We start from the raw sequence: 20,703 nt of genomic DNA, 5'->3' as shown, positions 1-20,703 counted from the left end.
ATACTATTCATATTCCCTGACTAGTCCTGATATAGGTTGACAACTTTTCAGGTATAAAATGCTCGATGAACCTCATCGGGCGTTTTATAGTTTAATGATAAATGAGGTCGCCTTTCATTATAAATCTGTATTGATTCTTCAACCAACCTCCTAGCCTGTTCTAAATTTCTCGGCTTTATTAACAAATATTCCATTTTTAATATCCCATTGACTCGCTCTGCTAATGCATTTTGATAACAGTCATAGCCATCCGTCATAGAACATTGAATATTATGTTTTTATGGATTTCCTGATATTCCGACGAACAGTATTGTAAGCCTCGATCTGAATGATGGATCAAGGTCGTGGTTGAACTTCGTTTTTTTAATGCTTGTACAAATGATTTCTTGACGGCTTTTGTTTTCATATTGTCATCAAGATGATAACCCACTATTTTTCGCGAATAAGCATCGGTGATCAGACTTAAATAAGTATCTCCTTCGTGTGTGGATAAATACGTAATATCAGCAACCCACAGTTGCTCCGGTTGTGAAGGGATAAACCCTGATTTAATTAAATTTGGATGTCGATGAAATCGATGATGACTCAATGTTGTTCGATGATATGACCGCTTATTAGGCACTAATAAGCGATGTTCTCTCAACAAAGAAAATAATCGGTCACGACCAATAATTAATTGTTTTTGTTTCAAAAGAAAGTGTAATTTTCTCACCCCAAGCCTAGGGTGAACTGTTCGCTCAGATTTCACAGCACAAACAATAATTGCATCTAATTTTTTCCGCTTATCAGACGTATCTTGACGTTTGTAATAGGCTTGCCGAGTGATTTTCATAAAACGACAAGCTTTGGTTACGGTGAGTTTTTCAACCGTTTTTTCCTTAATAACTCGGCTTTGCGCTTTTTTGAGAGGCGAGCTCCAAAATCCCTATCCATCACTTTGACAACCGCCTCAAAAAAATCAGCTTTGAGCTGCATCTCCTCAAGCTCTTTTTCAAGGGCTTTAATGCGTTGTTCAGGTGTTTGTTGCTCCGAGGTTTGGTTCATAGCAGCACCTTTATAAAGAGTATTGGGCGTACCTTCCGACCAATCTAATCTACCATGCTTACGTAACCAAACCAAAACAGTTGAACGCCCCTGTATGCCATATCGATATTGAGCTTGTTTATAGGTGAGCTCGCCTTTTTCTACTTGGTCAACAACCGCCAGTTTAAAGGCAAGAGAATAATCACGTTGAGTTCGTTTACCTATTGGTTTCATTACACTCTCCAATTTTAGATTGGAAAAGTGTCAACTTTATTTAGGACCGGTCACCCCTTATAAATAAAGCCCCCGCGTTAAAACGTGGGGCTTTTAGTCATCAAAGATAACATTACTAGTACCATTTTCCGCCTTCTATATCAGATATTAATTGCACAAATAAATGAATAATTAAAAATGCAATCAGCAGAATTAACAACATGTCACTTAAAGTATAGCGAATATAAAAAGATTTTATTAATTCATAGTAAATCAATCTTCCTTAATTAATTCCGCTATTGATTACTTTTTATTTAATCCAAACCAGTGAGTTTTTATTATTAATCTCAATATATCTATTATATTCAAAGAAAAATATCCGTATCGATTCAGATCCCCCTCCTCTAACAAAAAAAATAATACTATTATATAACAGTAGGTTATTTTTAAAGCTCAATATCTATCTAGCTCATTATACTATTATTATTTATCTCCTTGTAACGTTCGGCTATCGTTGTTATTTAAATAGTTTGATAACAGACCTATCTGAGTAAAGTAATTAGTATTTATTACCCAGTTATTAGTAATGGAAATATACCCATTACGGAGACATCACCTTAACGAAAGGGATAGATACATGACTTTTGGTATTAACTATTACAGTCTCAAATCATCTCAGGTACATTTATTATTGCCAATGTTACTGTTGGTATCCATCATACCGACCAATTCAGTATTTGCTGCGAAATTTGTGGATGGAGTGGAAGTAAAGTCTTACGCCTTACGAACGGGTGAAACTGTTGATAGTGTTGCTCATCAGTATAATTTGACGCTGAAGGAACTGAAAACGCTAAATCAAACGCGCAAGTTCACTCGCCCATTTGAAACGTTATCCGCAGGGGATGAAATTGATGTTCCGAGCACACCCCCGAAAAAAACAAGAGTCAAAAATACAACTGTAACAAATTTAGCTGATAAACCAGATCATAAAATACAGGACTGGTTATCTCGTCGTGCCCCTAGCTTTTTCGACGCAATAAACACACAAAGTGCCGAAAAATACCTTTCTAGACAAGCCCAAAATATAGCTATTACCAAAGCCTCATCAACAATAGAGAACTGGTTGAACCAATATGGTACGGCACAAATAGGAGTACAACAAACAAATAAGCTATCACAAAGCGCCATATCAGCAGATATACTGTTACCGATGTATCAAAGCCCAGATTGGCTAGTATTTACCCAGTTCGGTGGTCGTAACTTTGATGATCGCACAACCTTGAACTTAGGTAGCGGGATCCGCCGCTTCAGTGATCCATGGATGTATGGTGTAAACACCTTCTACGATATCGATATTACTGGTCACAACCGTCGGATCGGCATCGGGGCAGAGTTGTGGTCCGACTATCTACATTTCTCTGCCAATGGATATCTACGGCTCAACAATTGGCATCAATCGCGAGATTTTGATGACTACGACGAACGCCCCGCCAACGGATTTGATATCACCGCCAGTAGCTGGTTACCCGCTTACCCTCAACTCGGAGCTAAACTAAAATACGAACAGTATTTCGGGAATGAAGTCGCACTGAAAGACAACGATATTCGCAGTCAAGCTCCAAAAGCAATGACGGTTGGAGTGAACTACACACCTTTCCCATTGATTACCCTCGGGGCTGATTGGCGTAAAGAAAAGGGAGTCAATGAGCTACAACTTGAAGCGCAGCTTACCTATTCATTAGGTGTGCCTTGGAATGAGCAAGTGTCATCTGTATCAGTAGCAAGCCTACGCACACTACCGAGTAACCGAATGGCATTGGTTGAACGCAATAACAACATTGTACTCGAATACCGTAAGCAGGAGCTTATCAGCCTGATACTACCACAAGAAGTCCGTGGTCGAGGCGCTAGCCAGCAGTTAGTCAACATAATTTTGAAAGCAAAATACGCAGCTGAACGCGTAGAATGGGGATTACAGACAGAATTTTCATCCAAAGGAGGGAAAATCCTGTCTGTTGGTAAAAGCCTTACTGCTTGGCTGATCCATCTCCCTCCTTGGCAGGCAGGCACCACCAACACCTATACCCTGAGCGCCAACGCATGGGATGAGAAGGGAAATTCGTCCCCACCTGCCTATATAAAGGTCATAGTGGATGCGGGGCTTTCTGCCTGCCATTCCCATTTAACCGTAGGCTCCGGTACGTTGAATCTAGATCAATCCGAGGTATTGATTCTGACAATACGAGATGAACAAAACGCACCAGTGACTGGGCTCGCTTCATCTATTCAATTACCGTTCACCTTCACGATACCAAAAGGCACATCATCTCTATCGCCTTCGCAAAGTGGCATTAAGTTAACCGAATTAAAAGAAACCGCACCCGGTGTGTACACCAGCACAGTAACAGCCGGAAAACTTCTCGGCACTCTCATTCTTAATCCACAGATAGATGGTATCCGTATCGCTTCAGCAACAGTCGAAGTGATAGCAGCCCCCATAGGGATACAAATATTTCGTAACGGTATTGCCATCGTAGGAAACCCAGTTGTAGGAGATCGCCTAACCGCCACGCCAGATTGCCAAATCAACTGTATTCTACCCACTTTCTGGCAATGGGAAGTCGAAACATCCCAAGGGTCAGGACGGTATCAAGCCATACGTGGTGCAACAACCACTACCTATATCGTCACAACAGACATGCAAAAGCGCAGATTGCGAGTAACGGCACAATAAATATGACCATAAAGCATTTAAAAAAATATAAGGTAAAAATAAGATGAACATGAACCAACAGCAAACCCAAATAATACGCAAAGGCAAACTATCGATCCTGTGTGTCAGTGTCGTTCTCAATCTGCTTGTCACTACACCAGCGCTAGCAGCCACTGTCTCGATTACCTCTCCTGCGACCCAACCAGTTATCGGACATGCGCCAGAGCTAAAAGGAGGTACAGTCAAAGCCAGTGATGATAACGGGGACGGAATATTAGGTCTGGGGGATTCTTTAAAAGCTTCAGACTTTATTTTCAGTGATGAAGATGGCGATAAGCAGACAAGCATCCTCTATGAATGGTATGAAGACGACAATATCATTAACGGCACGACTGGCGATACGCTGAAACTAACCGCGGCGTTGCTAGGTAAAACGATCACGGTCAAAGCGGTCGCAAGCACTGATCCCGCCATTACTGAGCCGTCAAAGAGCTTGTCTGTACCGGCAACAACCTACAGAGATATCAAAAATAACGCGATATCGGGAGGTAAAGGCATTACCACAATAGAAGGCAATATCGCCAAATCAGTGAGTATCTCAGGCATCTCAGGGACACAACCTTTAGTTGGCGAGAAACTAAAAGCCAATACCGTTTGTTACGCGACCTGTGATAATAGTCTGGTTTATCAGTGGCAGATTGAAGATGCAGTGAGTTCTGGCAGATACACGAACATCATGAATGCAACCACATCAGAGTACACGATAAAAGGAACTGACCAGAAACGGAAAATTCAAGTCATCGTCTCTAACCCATAATCAGTATTACCGATAACAGAACTATCCCATTGTGGTGCTTTTTAATCATAAGCAACACCAGCGGTAGAGAATATTCATAAACTGAATGATAAGAGAGTGATTAACCTTTTTATGCGTTTAATAACTCAAACAACGGGGCTAATTATAGAAGGAGGAGTATCCACTTTTGTGATGAAATCAATGCCATAATCTCTTTTTAAGAGCATGCATTGATGAGTAGAGTAAAATATGGTCAGAACCGTGAAGGAACAGAGGTAATTTGCACACCCTGTCACAAAAAATGACAAACCTCACGTTTTTAAACGTGAGGTCAGATTGCTTACCAATAACTTAAAAAAATCCCGATAAATAATATAAAACCAACATAATTATTATTCATAAAGGCTTTAAAACAAGGCGCTCGTTCTCTATTGACCATTAATTTTTGCTGATAAACAAACAATAACGCAGCTAGCAACAAACAAACATAATAAGTGATACCTAATTGGGCAAGTAAACCAATCGCTACCAGCAAACCAAGCATCACGACTTGTAAAACCCCAATAATCAATTTGTCATACTGACCAAATAAAATCGCTGTTGATTTCACACCTATTTTTAAATCGTCATCACGATCAACCATCGCATACTGTGTGTCATAAATCACTGACCACAAGATATTAACTAAAAACAGTAACCAACAAACAAAGGGTAAGGACTCACTGACGGCCGAAAACCCCATAGGGATCGACCACCCAAAAGCCGCACCTAAAACCACTTGAGGTAAATTACTGACACGTTTAACAAATGGATAAATCCATGCGAGTGCCAGCCCTGCAATTGATAGCCAAATAGTCATTGCGTTCAGTGTCAGAACAAGCAAAAACGAAAGCCCTACGAGAGCAGCAAACAATATTTTTGCTTCTTTTTCGGTAACATCGCCACTTGGCAACGGTCGATGTTTTGTTCGCTCAACATGTCCATCAAAATGGCGATCAGCAAAATCATTTATCACACACCCTGCGGCGCGCATCAAAAACACGCCAGCAGTAAACACAATCAGGATGTGCAAACTGGGGATACTTTGAGCTGCAATCCATAGTGCCCAATAGGTTGGCCATAACAACAACAATGAGCCAATAGGCCTATCAATTCGCATCAAACGGCTGTAGGCATGCCATTTAGTTAGCGCCATACTTCCCTCCACTGTCGTGCTCCTTTTATTTTCTATATTTTATAAGCAGGTGATTCAGGTAAAAATAGTTCTGTTAATAATAATGGTTTTTCAGACAACCTTAATAGGGAGCGACGGATCCATCGCGAATTTTGCAACCCTATCTGGATATAATCACGGCTCAGATTATCATGACTGAACAGATAACGCCCCAATGGTACCGCGCCGATATCAACTAGCTGTTGGTCTTCGCCTGTGAGTGTTTCTTGCGGAATTAGCGTCCTTCCCAATAACCATGGAATATTATCACCGTACATAATCACTTCACGTAACCAATAATATTCACTGACAGGTAAACTCAGCGCCTCTTCTTCACTCAAAGCGTCCAAAGTTACGTAGCGTTGTGTATAAGGTATGACAGTAACCCGCTGGCAGTGCTGCTCTAGGCGTTTCGTCATTGACCCCTGCTCATACAACCAACTTAAAATATTATCAGGAACAAGGTCATCAGTCTCAGATAACCAAGTTATAGGGCGAGGGGCAAAAAGCGTTTCATCCATTACTTATAATTCCACCACCATATAGTGTGGTATTGCATCATATTGGTTCTTAACTATAAAGGATATCACGTTGTTTTGCTGCAAGGTTAAAGATAACTAACAATTTAGTTAAAAAGTCATAAATTCAACACAATTTGAAAACTAACCGTAATAAAATTTTTAATTACTAATAGGTTAGCGATAATACAAAAATCATTAATATTGAAATGATTAATAAACTACAGCCTACTGTATTGGTGTATTGGTAGTCGTTAAGGCTTTTGCAATAAACAAGGAAAATCAATTTATTGATTTTTGGCTGATAACACGAAGCGGGAAAAACCACGCTTTTATCCCGCTTCGTCAGCAACTTCAGCCTACCCTATTGGTAGGCTGTCATGAATAACAAACTAGGTTAACGCCATGTTTTATAACAATTAATCAATCCATTTGTTGAGCTATCATGACTACTCACCTCATCACGACTTTCTAATTCAGGTAAAATACGGCTAGCAAGCTGTTTACCTAGCTCAACACCCCACTGATCAAACGTGAAGATGTTCAGGATCGCGCCTTGAGTGAAGATTTTATGCTCATACATCGCAATCAATGCACCTAAAGAATAAGGTGTGATCTCTTTGAGTAAGATTGAGTTAGTTGGGCGATTGCCTTCAAATACTTTGTATGGCGCCACATACTCCATATCTGCTGGGTTTTTCCCCTGTGCTGCAAATTCTGCGTCAACCACTTCACGAGTCTTACCGAATGCTAACGCTTCTGTTTGCGCAAAGAAATTCGATAATAGCTTGTCGTGATGATCACCTAACGGGTTATGCGTTACTGCTGGTGCAATAAAATCACAAGGGATCATTTTTGTTCCCTGATGAATTAATTGATAGAAAGCATGCTGGCCATTTGTGCCCGGCTCTCCCCAAATAATCGGCCCTGTTTGATAAGGCACTTTATGACCATTACGATCGATATATTTACCGTTTGATTCCATATTCCCTTGTTGGAAATAAGCCGCAAAACGATGCATATATTGATCATATGGCAGAATCGCTTCAGTTTCCGATTCAAAAAAGTTGTTGTACCAAATACCAATTAAACCTAGCAATACAGGAATGTTATTTTCAAAAGCCGTTTGTGTGAAGTGCTTATCCATTGCATGGGCACCTTCAAGCAGCTGCACAAAATTGTCATAACCGACTGAAAGAATGATGGATAAACCAATCGCCGACCACAATGAATAACGACCACCAACCCAGTCCCAAAACTCGAACATATTTGCGGTATCAATACCAAATTTCGCAACTTGTTCACTGTTTGTCGACAGCGCAACAAAATGTTTTGCAATGTGCTGTTCGTCTTTTGCCACTGCCAATAACCAATCACGAGCTGAGTGCGCGTTAGTCATAGTTTCTTGAGTGGTAAAGGTTTTTGATGCAATTAAAAACAACGTTGTTTCAGGGTTTAGCGGTTTGAGCGTTTCAGCTATTTGCGTTCCATCAACGTTGGAAACGAAATGCATATTCAAATGGTTTTTATAAGGGCGCAATGCTTCTGTAACCATGAATGGTCCCAAATCAGAGCCACCAATGCCAATATTCACCACATCTGTGATAGCTTTACCTGTATAACCTTTCCATTCACCGCTAATAATGCGCTCACTAAATTTGTGCATTTTTTCTAGCACAGCGTTGACATCTGGCATCACATCTTTGCCGTCGACATAAATCGGTGTGTTGTCACGATTACGTAATGCAATATGTAAAACAGCGCGATCTTCTGTGCGGTTAATTTTTTCGCCGCTGAACATGCTGTCGATAGCACTTTTCAGTTCAGTTTCCTGAGCCAATGCTAATAATTTATTCAGCGTTTCTTCAGTAATTCGGTTTTTGGAGTAGTCCACCAAAATTTGCCCATCAAATGTGGCAGAAAATTTGGTAAAGCGATTATTGTCTTGCTTAAACAGGTCACGCATATGGGTATCTTTCATTTGCGCAAAATGTTGTTCTAGCGCCCGCCATGCTGCCGTTTGGCTTGGATTAATACTTTTCATGGATAACACTCTCCAAAATATTTGTAATAAATATAAATTGTAACTCTTCGAGGCATCACGACCTATCAGTTTCCTGTGATAGTTAAGATATTGGTCAATTTTTTGTAATTTTTCCAGAGCTTATTACGACTCTACTCTAAATAATTCATGGTGCAGCTAGGCGACAAGCGAAGATAGACGGGGAGCATAGATAAACTATGTGACTCGGCGAGCGTAGCGTAGTCAACAACGCTGCGACTTGAAGTATGACGAGTATATCGGGAAAAACGATAATAAATGGCTCATCATTAAAATTACTGATTAACATCGATTCTTCATTGACGCCATAGCTCTAACCCGATATTTCTATATGCAAAATAGTTTGCCTAAAGGGATTGATATCATGAATGCAGTAGCGTCTTCGTCAGAAAATAGTCCATTCATTATCGCTAAATTTGGTGGCACCAGTGTGGCCAATTTTGATGCAATGAATAAAAGCGCTGACGTCGTTTTATCTAACAGCCATGTTCGCGTAGTGGTACTTTCCGCTTCAGCGGGGATCACCAATTTGTTAATTGAACTTGCCGAAGGCTGTGATACAGATAAACGTAATCAACTACTGCAAAAAGTACAAGATATTCAATATGCTATTATTGATAAGTTACAGTATGCCGATGTCATACGCGAAGAAATTGATCGTTTATTAGAAAATATCGCACATTTAGCGGATTCAGCATCACTTGCCACATCTGATGCTCTCACCGATGAAATGGTCAGCCACGGCGAGCTCATGTCAACCTTACTGTTTGTTGAAGTCCTCCGCCAGCGTGGTGCAAACTCACAGTGGTTTGACGTTCGTAAAGTCATGAAAACCGATGGTAGTTTTGGCAAAGCCGAACCTGATTTACTGCAATTGAAGGAAGCGGCACAACTACAATTATTGCCACGTTTGCAAGATAGTTTAGTGATCACTCAAGGCTTTATTGGTCAGGACAGCAAAGGCCGTACCACCACGTTAGGCCGTGGAGGCAGTGACTATACCGCTGCATTACTGGCAGAAGTGCTCAATTTATCTCGTGTTGATATTTGGACCGATGTACCGGGTATCTACACCACCGACCCACGTGTGGTTCCCGCTGCTCAACGTATCGATGAAATTGCTTTTGATGAAGCCGCTGAAATGGCTACATTTGGCGCTAAAATTCTTCACCCAGCGACATTATTACCCGCTGTACGCGCAGGCATCCCTGTATTTGTCGGTTCAAGTAAAGATCCAGAGGCTGGTGGCACACTCGTTTGCGATAAAACAGTCAACGCCCCACAATTTAGAGCACTCGCATTACGTCGTAAACAAACCTTACTGACCTTGCATAGCCTAAAAATGCTCCATGCACGCGGCTTTTTGGCTGAAATATTTACCATATTATTACGCCATAATATTTCTGTTGATCTGATCACCACTTCCGAAGTGAGTGTTGCTCTAACATTGGATACAACGGGCTCTACAGGCACCAATGGTAGCCTATTGACCAATTCACTGATGACGGAACTTTCTGCATTATGTCGTGTGGAAGTCGAAGAAGATCTGGCTCTCGTGGCCATTATTGGTAATGAACTGTCGCAAGTGAATGGCTTAGGAAAACAAATTTTCGGCGCATTGGAATCATTTAATATTCGAATGATCAGCTATGGCGCAAGTAGCCATAATATCTGCTTATTAGTACCCGGTGCCGATGCAGAAGAAATTGTACGCACTCTCCATTCTAATTTATTTGAGTGATTGAAGATAATAAGGCGGCTAGTATGATAAGCCGCCATTTTTGACTATTTTTTTATTAATTTTTGCACATTATCGGTATATTTCAGCATTGATGCTGTCACACCTTGATGCTCTTGCAGTAACTTTAAATTGGCGATTGCGGCACTATTACCCGCTTTTGCTGCACGCTCGAACCACATCATGGCACGGAAAATATTTTTCTCACCGCCAAGTCCTGTTGCATACATCACCGCAAGGTTATTTTGTGCATCACTCACATCTTTAAATGCCGATTGCTGTAGCAATTCACGGGCTTTCTGCTCGTTTTGTTGCACTCCAGTCCCCGTTAAATAAAACAGAGCCAGTTGGTTTTTAGATTGCACATTACTCTTTTCAGAGGCAAGTAACCAGCTCACCACTTTTTGGCTGTCAACATCCGATAATTGGCCTGCAAGATAGAGCTCGGCCAATTTTATTTGTGCTTCAGGAATACCATCGTCTGCCATACTCATATACCATTCGATGGCTTTATTATGATCGGCTTTAACGCCACCGAGTCCTTGCTCATAAAACTCAGCAACCTTCATGGCGGCAGGTGCTGAGCCATTATCAGCGCCTTGTCGATACCAATCAAAAGCGCTGACCAAATCCTTACCTATTCCGTTCCCTTTTTCATAACCCCTACCCATGGCAAACTGCGCATCTGAATTACCTTGCAGAGCCGCTCGTTTGTACCAATAAATGGCTTGATAGTCATTTTTTTCAATTAAACGGTGGCCTTCATAATAAAAGTCCCCCATATTATTTTGCGCAGTGGCGGAGCCCATATTGGCAGCTTGGCGATACAGATTAATGGCCCTTTCTTCATCTTGTTCTACACCTTCACCATTTTCATACAATACCGCTAAATTATTCACCGCCGAAGCAACACCTTGTTGGGCACTTTCTTCATACCACTCCCTCGCTTTTTTATAATCGACATCACCGCCAAGCCCATCATGGTAAAACATACCCAATGCAAATTGCCCATAGGATTGTCCTTGTTCAGCCGCCTCAGAGTACCATGCCTTTGCTTGCTTATAGTCTTGCTTAACACCTAAGCCGCGCTCGTATAAAAAGCCTAACCCGTATTGGCAATACGCATCGCCTTGTTCTGCACCTTGACGGTACCAACGCGCAGCTTCTTCATATTTCTGCTGATTTTGCGCTAACAGACCTAAATAGTAATCACCATCGGTGTTACCAATATCAGATGCCTTTTTAAACCAAGTAAATGCTTTTGTTGAGTCTACAGGAAGATAATCAGTACCATCCATATACACTAGCCCGATATCGAGCATAGCATCAACATCGCCTGATTCAGCTTCTTTTAGTCTATTAATGAATTCTTCTGGAAGATTATTTTGCGGTGCGGTAAGGGAGGCTGGCGACTGTTGCTTTTCTTTTACAGAGAGCATCTCTGTTGTGTCTGCTTGCGCAAAAGCTGCGTTACCTAAACAAAGCAACAGCATTAAAGATCGTAAATTCATCAGTTCAGTCCATTCACCGGCATTATGCATATAACATAACATTCCTTATGAAAAAGGATAAGTGATTAAGACATAAAATATAGAATAGCAATATTATCTGGGGAAATAATTCCCCAGATAAATGTTCCCTAATTCACTCGATAGCCACCATGCTTACTCGCGAATAGGTTAAATTTCCCCCACTCTACTAGCATTGCTTCTAAAGTTTCATGGCTAACTTTACACAAATCAGCAATTTGCGATACGACAAATTGGTTCTCTCCAACCAGCTCAGGTGAAAAAATTTCAGCTATCCAACCACATTCTTTCACTGTCACTAACCAGCCATCGTTAGTCGCAAATTTATGTACAGGTATCATGCCTTCTTTCGGGCTTTCTTTCGCCAACAGTTTGTCTTCATCACGTTGTGCCTGATGGAAAGCATCGATCTCTTCTTTAGAAGGAATAAGATCGATAGATTGTGGATTTTCTAAGTAAAGATAGATCTCTTCAGCACGTGCTGGCGTGAGTTCACTGCGCAACCAAATCTTGTTAAAACAATGATCATCGAGCATATCATCCGTATCCAATTTATCCATGATTTGCAAAATGCTCATCATGGCACTGACGAAATCTTCACTCATGAAAAAAGTTTCAGGTGCAGCGCTGTTTTGGATCTTGTAGGGATAAACTGCCGTCGCCGGCAGAGTATCTTCAATAATAAATTCATAGCTCATTGTTCACAGTCTCTTTAAATTTCCTATTGTTATAAGATGGTGCCGAACAGATGAAAAATCAATCCTCTGGATCATAACCCAAATTAGGTGCTAACCAACGCTCCAATTCTGTGTTCGACATGCCTTTGCGCTGTGCATAATCTTCTATTTGATCTCGTTGTACCTGAGCAACCGCAAAATATTTGCTTTCAGGGTGACTAAAATACCAACCTGAAACAGAAGCGCCCGGCCACATAGCATAAGAGCTAGTCAACTGCATACCAATTTTCTTTTCAACATCAAGTAACTGCCAAATTTTGGCTTTTTCGGTGTGCTCAGGGCACGCAGGATAACCTGGTGCAGGACGAATACCTTGGTATTTTTCACGGATCAGTTCTTCATTAGGTAAATCTTCATCAGGTGCATAGCCCCAATGTTCTTTTCTTACCTGCTGATGTAAGTACTCCGCAAATGCTTCCGCTAATCGGTCCGCCAATGCCTTTAACATGATCTTGTTATAGTCATCATGTTGTTGTTCATATTGGTCAGCTAAGGCGTCTTCTTCTAAACCACCTGTGACCGCAAATGCACCAATATAATCTGCCTTACCACTGTCTTTTGGTGCCACAAAGTCAGATAAGCAATAATTCGGAAACTCTTTTTTCTCTGTCTGTTGACGTAAATTGAGAGCAATACAATTAACGTTATCACGCGCAGGTGAAGTATATATTTCAACGTCATCCCCCACACGATTAGCAGGGAACAACCCAAAAATTCCTCGCGGTACCAAAGATTGGCTTTCAGAAAGCTGATCTAACATAGCATTAGCGTCACGCAGTAATTTACGTGCTTCTTCCCCCACCACTTCATCCTCTAAGATACGTGGGTACTTGCCCGCCAAAGACCATGTCATAAAAAATGGTGTCCAATCAATATAATGACGCAATGTTTCGATTGATGCTTGTACTTCTTTGACACCTAAAAAACGCGGTACTGGTGGCTGGTAATTTTGCCAATCAATCTTCACTGCATTTGCGCGAGCGGCTTCTAATGATACTGGCGGTGTTTTGGGTTTTTTACGCCCATGTTGTTCACGAACCACTTCATATTCACGGCGTGTTCGTGCAACAAACTCTTCTTTTTGTGTTGCGGAAAGTAGCGCTGAGACCACACCTACCGTGCGGGATGCATTCTGTACATAAGTCACCGAATGATTATAGTTTGGCTCTATTTTGACTGCCGTGTGCGCTTTTGATGTCGTCGCTCCGCCAATCATCAGAGGGATGGTAAAACCTTGTCGCTCCATTTCTTTTGCAACATGCACCATTTCATCCAGTGATGGCGTGATCAAGCCTGACAAGCCAATAATATCGACATTCTGCTCACGTGCTGTTTTCAAGATAGTTTCACAAGGCACCATGACGCCTAAATCAATAATTTCATAATTATTGCACTGTAAAACAACACCCACGATATTTTTACCAATATCATGAACGTCGCCTTTGACCGTCGCTAATAATATTTTACCTGCACTGCTACCCGCCTGCTTAAGTTCTTGAATATAAGGTTCTAAGTAAGCTACGGCCTGTTTCATCACTCGCGCAGATTTGACTACTTGAGGTAAGAACATTTTACCTTCGCCAAATAAATCCCCCACAACGTTCATACCATTCATCAGAGGCCCTTCAATAACTTCTATTGGGCTCGCTGCACGCTGTCGGGCTTCTTCTGTGTCTTGGACAATAAATTCGGTGATCCCTTTCACTAAGGCATATTCCAGACGTTTTTCAACGTCCCATGAACGCCACTCTGCTTGTTGAATTTGTTGCTCACCACTACTCGTTGCACGGTATTTTTCGGCTAACTCTAATAACCGCTCTGTACTGTCCTCTCGACGGTTTAAGATCACATCCTCTACCGCCTCTTTCAGTTCTATAGGGAGATCATCATAGATCGCTAATTGCCCTGCATTTACGATCCCCATATCCATTCCGTTACGGATCGCATAGTAGAGGAATACGGCATGGATCGCCTCACGAACAGGATCATTGCCTCTGAATGAGAACGAGACGTTCGAAACACCACCTGAAATCATCGCGTGAGGGAGCTGTTGTTTTATGTCCTGACAAACTTCAATAAAATCGACAGCGTAGTTATTGTGTTCTTCAATCCCAGTCGCTACAGCAAAAATATTGGGGTCAAAGATAATATCTTCTGGAGGGAAGCCAACCGTTTCGGTTAACACCTGATAAGCACGACGACATATTTCAATTTTGCGTTCACGTGTATCTGCTTGACCGACCTCATCAAACGCCATGATAACCACAGCCGCCCCATACTTACGCACCAACTTGGCATGCTCAATAAAAGCCGCTTCGCCTTCTTTCATTGAAATAGAGTTAACGACCCCTTTACCTTGAATGCACTTGAGCCCTTTTTCAATCACATCCCACTTGGATGAATCTATCATAATAGGAACACGGGCAATATCAGGCTCCCCTGCAATCAAATTCAAAAACCGCACCATGGCAGCTTCTGAATCCAGCATTCCTTCATCCATATTGATATCAATAATTTGTGCGCCATTTTCAACTTGTTGACGCGCAACATCTAATGCTTCTTGGTAATTACCTTCTTTAATTAAACGCTTAAACTTTGCAGAACCTGTTACGTTCGTCCGTTCACCAACGTTAACAAACAGGGATTTTTCGCCGATATTAAGAGGTTCTAAGCCTGATAAGCGGCATTCAACAGGAAGTGTCGGTAAAACACGCGGAGCAATCCCTTGTACCGCTTCGGCCATTTTTTGGATATGCAAAGGTGTCGTCCCACAACAACCACCGACAATATTTAAAAACCCCGCTTGCGCCCATTCATTGATTTGCTCGGCCATATTTTGTGCATCAAGATCATATTCACCAAAAGCATTCGGTAGGCCTGCATTCGGGTGCGCGCTTACATAACATTCAGCAATGCGAGATAACTCAGAAACATATTGCCGTAACTCATCAGGGCCTAATGCACAATTTAATCCAAATGAAATCGGTTTCGCATGACGAAGCGAATTATAGAAGGCTTCAGTCGTTTGCCCCGATAGGGTTCGTCCTGAAGCATCAGTGATCGTGCCTGAGATCATGACAGGTAATTTAATGCCCAATGATTCAAATTCAGTTTCAACCGCAAAAATAGCCGCTTTGGCATTTAAGGTATCGAAAATAGTTTCAATCATGATCAGATCAACACCGCCTTTCACCAAAGCACGGGTTGACTCACGATAAGCTTCAACAAGTTGATCAAAACTCACATTACGATAGGCAGGATCATTCACATCAGGGGAGATCGACGCTGTACGGTTAGTCGGGCCTAAAACGCCTGCGACATAACGTGGCTTTTCAGGTGTCTTTAATGTCCATTTATCTGCACATTCACGGGCAATTCGTGCTGCCGCTTCATTTATCTCAGCGGACAACGATTCCATTTTGTAGTCTGCCATCGCAATGGTGGTTGAGTTAAACGTATTGGTCTCAACAATATCAGCGCCTGCTGCAAAATATTGGTCATGGATGTCACGAATAATTTCAGGCTGCGTTAAAACAAGTAAATCGTTATTCCCTTTGAGATCACTTGGCCAGTCGGCAAATCGTTCTCCACGAAATTGTTGTTCAGTGAGCTTATGACGTTGGATCATGGTTCCCATTGCACCATCCAGTACTAAGATCCTATTTTTTAATTCTTTTTCTAATTGACTGATTTTATACGACACTTGCACCGCCTCCTAAAAAACAACCACCATATACTCAAAATAATTCAAGTTGCAGGTAGGCGACAAGCAAAGATAGACGGGAAGCATAGATAAACTATGTGATTCGGCTAGCTGAGCGTAGTCAACACCCCTGTAACTTGAAGTATGGCGAGCATAGTCATAAGTTAAATTACTGCCATTATCATCCTATCATAGTTTTCGCGTCGAAAATTCGAGCCTATGATGAGAGTTTTTCAGGTTGTCTCAGATCTAATTTTTCACTGATCCGATGAGTATTTTGGGGTGAGATCATCCATAATAGAAACAAAAATTCATTCCAGTCAGGAGAGACTTAATGGCGACTTCATCAATTAGTAAAAAAATAAAGAAGGCAAAAGGACCCGCAAGTGGCGCGCCAGCAGCAGGTCAAGTCCAGTCATTAAGTCGTGGACTAACACTTTTGGAATATATTTCTGAATCAACAGGCGGTATTGCTCTTACTGATCTTGCGCTGCAAGCAGGCTTACCCAACTCAACTACCCATCGCCTACTGATGACATTAGAACAGCATGGGTTTGTGCGCCAAACTGGTGATCTGGGGCTATGGGTGATCGCATCTAACGCATTTATCATTGGTAGTAGCTTTCTTGAAAGCCGTAATTTACTTGCATTAGTTCATCCTATTTTGCGCCGTTTAATGGATGAATCTGGAGAGACGGTCAATTTAGCTATCTTGGATCATACTGAATTTGATGCAGTGATTGTTGACCAAGTGCAATGTAATGCGTTAATGCGTATGTCAGCGCCTATCGGTGGTAAATTGCCACTACATGCTTCAGGAGCAGGTAAAGCATTTATCGCTACCTTACCTGAAGATCAACTGATCCCATTACTCAGTAAGAAAGGGCTTCATGCCTACACGCCTTATACTCTAACTACGCCATCAGCATTAAAAGAAAATTTACAACAAGCAAAAAAACAAGGCTTTTCCTATGATGATGAAGAGCATGCATTGGGCCTGAGATGTATCGGAGCATGCATTTATGATGAACATAAAGAAGCATTTGCAGCTATTTCTATTTCAGGCCCATTATCTCGCATCACAGATGATCGTGTGACAGAGCTTGGGGCAATGGTGATCAAAGCCGCTAAAGAGATCAGCCGTGAATATGGAGCGATCCGTTAATTGAGATCTGAATACACGGCAAAAAGTCAAAGGTATGTGACATATCACATACCTGAACGCTTAATATCATCAATCCCCTTCTTGTGAACCTTGTAGATATTCAAGCTGATTTAACGATAAAAATTTAGGCATATCACGATACTTTTCAATCAATGCTAAAGCTATCGCCTCTGTTTCTGCGTCCGCCAATCCATCAATATTACGTGGTCGAAAATGCATTTGAAACGCGCTGATCGTTTTTTGTGTCGCGGTATCTAATTCACCTGACAGAGGAATATCTGCATAACCATAAAACCTAAGTGCTTTTTGTAATAATAAAATATTACTTGGTTCATTCACTGATCGATTAGATAAATAGTTTGCAACCGTTTTTGCATCAGGCCAAGCACCAATACCTTGTTTTGACAATGCCTCCCAAGGGAAAGCCCTACCAGGATCTTCTTTACGTAATGGCGCAATGTCACTATGACCAATAATATTTTCAGGCGGAATGTTATAACGCTGCATAATATCTTTAACTAGAGGAATTAATGCAGAAATCTGCGATGGATTAAATGGTGCCCATACCCTGTTACCATTCTGATCCACCTTAAATCCGGCATTCACTATTTCAATACCAATTGAACTATCATTTAAACTACTATGGTATCGCCAACGGCTATCCCCTGCATGCCATGCTCTCAATGCTTCGGGCACAAGTTGCAATATTACGGGGAGGTTATGTGCCTGTGTAGGCTGACTCGGGATTAAATAGTGTGAACTGACTTTGCCTTTAGTTAGCAAGTGGAGGGAGTACTCATCATCAGAAACCGTATAATGTATTATCACATATTGTATTCTTTGGTTACTATTTTGTGATGGATGACTGGTATCAACATAGTAGCCAGTTCGAGAAGAGAGTGTTGAGCAACCCGTTATTATAAATACTAATAAAAGCAATAAATTACGTATCATTCAAAATCCTTTTATGCTGTACTTAACCCATATATTTTCTATTGTACCTCTTTATTTGATTACAAAAAATACACAAAACTCCAACGAAATGGCATTTAAAATGTGAGTTAATCTAAAAAATATTAAATTTATCAGTAAATGTAGTTAATAATTCAATATCAATCTTATTTTTTCATAGCATTTAAATTAGCTTTACCCCATCATTTTCTATCTGTTTTTATTCACAATGCCTCTGAAGATGAATTTTTATTCATACTGGAACCATTTAGGTAAGACGGCAAGTCCCCCCACCTAGAGAATGAGGCAAAACTTCTCAGCGTAGCATCACATGAGTGAAACACTCTTTAATCGAATTGGTAGGGCAACATTCACACGATAATACTTAACCAAGTTAATAGTAATAAGCCCAATTAATAAATACAAAAATCCATTTTTTAGACTTTTATTTAATCCTTTTAGTTGTAAAAATCACCAGAAAAGGTTTGCAGACTCTAGACAGGTTAGAAAGGCGGGGCTTCTTATTTATCTATTATTCGATATTTTTAGATTCCTCTTGGTGATAAAAAATAATACCTCATAGTAAAAAGTGCATTAAAAGATAAACTACCTAGAATTAATATAAAAATATATTACTGAAAACACACCAATTACGCATAAAAATAAATAAAAAAATTCTATTGATATTATTAAAGTTTCTTATTGTTTTTTATGGTAACTAATAAATTCATATCAGTTACCCATATGTATTTAAGATATAAATTATATGAAATAGGTAAAACCCCTTATTTTATTACTGAATAGGCGATTCGTTTTTCATGCTCAACCTCTGTTAGAATAACTTTAACGATATCTCCTACATCAATATCTAAAAAAACAACAATTTCTATAAGCTTATCTAAACTTAGTTTATTAATACCTCGTTCATAGCGAGATATCTGTTGTTGACTTAAATTAATAATATCTGCTAATTCATTACCAGATAACCCTTTTTGCATTCTTGCTTTACGTAAATGATGCCCTAATAAGGCATATACGTTTTTCCTTTTTGTGATAGCCGTATCCCTCCCCTAGAACAGGAAATAAATATTATTTTTTTATATGTTCTATTATAGAACGTCAAATTCCCATTATAAATAGTTAACGACAATTAAATGGTTAAAAATCGATAGCTTAAACTTATCAAGAGGATAATATAATTATTAATTTTTAATTGATTAATAGTAATTCATTGCTTTTAAATAACTTTTTATTTTATTAAATAAAATAACTATTTTTATAATTAATTATTTTCACTTAACACATTCATAATAACTTACATTTTAAATCGTTATAGAAATAGTTAGACACTTAAAACAATATATTTATTTTTAATGAGAAGAGTACTGCTATCAATAATATGATACAGATCATACTTTGGACAGCGAAAAAGTCAAAATACCAATATAAACGGCAACTTAAATAATATGTAATGTTAGAATTAAACAATTATCATCGTTTAGTCTAATTGACCAAATTGTGATCTCAGTACGACTATCCCTGTTTTCCCTTGTAAGTATTGCTTTAAATCTACATCACTCACTTTTAAAACTCGCTTTATTGAAGATGCATTTCTAAAATAAACCTTCTCACCTTGGCGAATAGCAATTCCTACATGACTCACATCTAATTCAGGTTTGCTCGAATAAACACCAATATAATCACCAGTTTTTATCGATCCTAAAACAGAATTATCAATATGTTTAGTTGGAATATATCTAATTAACCGATTTGTTATAGGCAGATCTTGTATGAGTAATTGACCATTATTTTTTTTATTAAGTGTTTTATTTACTAGAATTGAGTTCGAGCTAATCTGTTGTGTAACGTCAGAGATAGAACTATCTGCTTGCTGTAGCCAATCAGTAAAGAAATGCCGGCGGGTCACATATGAAATACCATTTTCTGAATAACGGATTTTTTCTAGGTTCTGAATAAAATCATCATAGTCATCAGAACGCTTGAAAGCTTCTGTATATTCAATAAAAGTCATACAATCCATTGATTTTAAATTTATAATTAACTTCTCTTCTGCTGTGGCTTGTGAATTTAATGTATGGTTGTTATACGGTGTACCGAGCAACTTTTCTGTTATCACTTTGACTCGCAGCTCGGGGGTTAACCCTACTGTATCCCGCTGAATATTATTCAGAATAAAAAGTGACCCCGGTTCCAACACTACCGATACAGCACAACTCATTGATGAAATAAACAATAAAGCCACTGCCATTAATCGTTTTAACATGAAATTCCCATTAAAATTGATAGTGATATCAACCTACTCGATCACCATTGTATTATTG

Annotated in this window: 13 protein-coding genes and 1 pseudogene; 4 read left to right on the top strand and 10 right to left on the bottom strand. The window is 40.0% G+C overall.

Annotation, left to right across the window (positions count from 1 at the left end):
* Positions 1 to 47: 47 nt before the first annotated feature.
* Positions 48 to 1,257: pseudogene (locus JI723_RS02340) on the bottom strand (IS3 family transposase).
* A gap of 616 nt (positions 1,258 to 1,873) precedes the next feature.
* On the opposite strand from JI723_RS02340, the gene JI723_RS02335 reads away from it, so the two are divergent.
* Complete coding sequence (locus tag JI723_RS02335) at positions 1,874 to 3,970, top strand: inverse autotransporter beta domain-containing protein (RefSeq protein WP_272581337.1); 2,097 nt, start codon at positions 1,874 to 1,876, stop codon at positions 3,968 to 3,970.
* 43 nt (positions 3,971 to 4,013) lie between these two features.
* Positions 4,014 to 4,766: a ZirU family protein gene (locus tag JI723_RS02330; protein WP_272581338.1), complete on the top strand. Its 753-nt coding sequence runs from the start codon at positions 4,014 to 4,016 to the stop codon at positions 4,764 to 4,766.
* Positions 4,767 to 5,085: 319 nt separating this feature from the next.
* Here JI723_RS02330 and ubiA read toward each other — a convergent pair whose 3' ends face one another.
* From ubiA to pgi, 3 genes are all read right to left on the bottom strand, one after another.
* Positions 5,086 to 5,940, bottom strand: coding sequence for a 4-hydroxybenzoate octaprenyltransferase (gene ubiA, locus JI723_RS02325; RefSeq protein WP_272581339.1), 855 nt, complete (start codon positions 5,938 to 5,940; stop codon positions 5,086 to 5,088).
* Between the two features lie 32 nt (positions 5,941 to 5,972).
* Entirely contained in the window at positions 5,973 to 6,479 is a 507-nt protein-coding gene (gene ubiC / locus JI723_RS02320; protein WP_272581340.1) for a chorismate lyase, read from the bottom strand.
* A gap of 394 nt (positions 6,480 to 6,873) precedes the next feature.
* Positions 6,874 to 8,520, bottom strand: coding sequence for a glucose-6-phosphate isomerase (gene pgi, locus JI723_RS02315; RefSeq protein ID WP_272581341.1), 1,647 nt, complete (start codon positions 8,518 to 8,520; stop codon positions 6,874 to 6,876).
* A gap of 382 nt (positions 8,521 to 8,902) precedes the next feature.
* On the opposite strand from pgi, the gene lysC reads away from it, so the two are divergent.
* Entirely contained in the window at positions 8,903 to 10,279 is a 1,377-nt protein-coding gene (gene lysC, locus JI723_RS02310; protein WP_070925793.1) for a lysine-sensitive aspartokinase 3, read from the top strand.
* A 44-nt stretch (positions 10,280 to 10,323) separates the two neighbouring features.
* Here lysC and JI723_RS02305 read toward each other — a convergent pair whose 3' ends face one another.
* The 3 genes from JI723_RS02305 to metH form a co-directional block, all read right to left on the bottom strand.
* Entirely contained in the window at positions 10,324 to 11,817 is a 1,494-nt protein-coding gene (locus JI723_RS02305; protein ID WP_319069171.1) for an SEL1-like repeat protein, read from the bottom strand.
* Positions 11,818 to 11,915: 98 nt separating this feature from the next.
* Positions 11,916 to 12,503, bottom strand: a complete 588-nt coding sequence (locus JI723_RS02300) for a hypothetical protein (protein WP_070925795.1) — start codon at positions 12,501 to 12,503, stop codon at positions 11,916 to 11,918.
* A 58-nt stretch (positions 12,504 to 12,561) separates the two neighbouring features.
* Positions 12,562 to 16,245, bottom strand: a complete 3,684-nt coding sequence (gene metH, locus JI723_RS02295) for a methionine synthase (RefSeq protein WP_272581344.1) — start codon at positions 16,243 to 16,245, stop codon at positions 12,562 to 12,564.
* Positions 16,246 to 16,579: 334 nt separating this feature from the next.
* Here metH and iclR point away from each other — a divergent pair, with 334 nt between their 5' ends.
* The gene (iclR, locus tag JI723_RS02290) at positions 16,580 to 17,410 is read left to right on the top strand and encodes a glyoxylate bypass operon transcriptional repressor IclR (protein WP_070925799.1); all 831 of its coding nucleotides are present in this window, start codon (positions 16,580 to 16,582) and stop codon (positions 17,408 to 17,410) included.
* Between the two features lie 69 nt (positions 17,411 to 17,479).
* On the opposite strand, the gene JI723_RS02285 is transcribed toward iclR, so the two are convergent.
* The 3 genes from JI723_RS02285 to JI723_RS02275 all read right to left on the bottom strand — a co-directional run bounded on the left by JI723_RS02285 (position 17,480) and on the right by JI723_RS02275 (position 20,645).
* Positions 17,480 to 18,364 carry an N-acetylmuramoyl-L-alanine amidase gene (locus tag JI723_RS02285; protein WP_272581345.1) on the bottom strand — a complete coding sequence of 295 codons (885 nt, stop codon included), beginning with the start codon at positions 18,362 to 18,364 and terminating at the stop codon, positions 17,480 to 17,482.
* A 782-nt stretch (positions 18,365 to 19,146) separates the two neighbouring features.
* Complete coding sequence (locus tag JI723_RS02280; protein WP_337979754.1) at positions 19,147 to 19,359, bottom strand: helix-turn-helix domain-containing protein; 213 nt, start codon at positions 19,357 to 19,359, stop codon at positions 19,147 to 19,149.
* 500 nt (positions 19,360 to 19,859) lie between these two features.
* Positions 19,860 to 20,645, bottom strand: coding sequence for an N-acetylmuramoyl-L-alanine amidase-like domain-containing protein (locus JI723_RS02275; RefSeq protein ID WP_272581346.1), 786 nt, complete (start codon positions 20,643 to 20,645; stop codon positions 19,860 to 19,862).
* Positions 20,646 to 20,703 lie beyond the last annotated feature (58 nt).

The sequence above is a fragment of the Providencia manganoxydans genome, from assembly GCF_016618195.1.
GTDB classification, from domain to species: Bacteria; Pseudomonadota; Gammaproteobacteria; order Enterobacterales; family Enterobacteriaceae; genus Providencia; species Providencia manganoxydans.
Note: the sequence above shows the minus strand (reverse complement) of the source record. Positions and strands in the feature narration are given on the sequence as shown.

What these genes read in the sequence shown, in the direction of transcription:
- JI723_RS02335 (WP_272581337.1), top strand. Translation starts at nt 1,874, where the DNA reads ATGACTTTTGGTATTAACTATTACAGTCTCAAATCATCTCAGGTACAT.
- JI723_RS02330 (WP_272581338.1), top strand. Translation starts at nt 4,014, where the DNA reads ATGAACATGAACCAACAGCAAACCCAAATAATACGCAAAGGCAAACTA.
- ubiA (WP_272581339.1), bottom strand. Translation starts at nt 5,940, where the DNA reads ATGGCGCTAACTAAATGGCATGCCTACAGCCGTTTGATGCGAATTGAT.
- ubiC (WP_272581340.1), bottom strand. Translation starts at nt 6,479, where the DNA reads ATGGATGAAACGCTTTTTGCCCCTCGCCCTATAACTTGGTTATCTGAG.
- pgi (WP_272581341.1), bottom strand. Translation starts at nt 8,520, where the DNA reads ATGAAAAGTATTAATCCAAGCCAAACGGCAGCATGGCGGGCGCTAGAA.
- lysC (WP_070925793.1), top strand. Translation starts at nt 8,903, where the DNA reads ATGAATGCAGTAGCGTCTTCGTCAGAAAATAGTCCATTCATTATCGCT.
- JI723_RS02305 (WP_319069171.1), bottom strand. Translation starts at nt 11,817, where the DNA reads ATGCATAATGCCGGTGAATGGACTGAACTGATGAATTTACGATCTTTA.
- JI723_RS02300 (WP_070925795.1), bottom strand. Translation starts at nt 12,503, where the DNA reads ATGAGCTATGAATTTATTATTGAAGATACTCTGCCGGCGACGGCAGTT.
- iclR (WP_070925799.1), top strand. Translation starts at nt 16,580, where the DNA reads ATGGCGACTTCATCAATTAGTAAAAAAATAAAGAAGGCAAAAGGACCC.
- JI723_RS02285 (WP_272581345.1), bottom strand. Translation starts at nt 18,364, where the DNA reads ATGATACGTAATTTATTGCTTTTATTAGTATTTATAATAACGGGTTGC.
- JI723_RS02280 (WP_337979754.1), bottom strand. Translation starts at nt 19,359, where the DNA reads ATGCAAAAAGGGTTATCTGGTAATGAATTAGCAGATATTATTAATTTA.
- JI723_RS02275 (WP_272581346.1), bottom strand. Translation starts at nt 20,645, where the DNA reads ATGTTAAAACGATTAATGGCAGTGGCTTTATTGTTTATTTCATCAATG.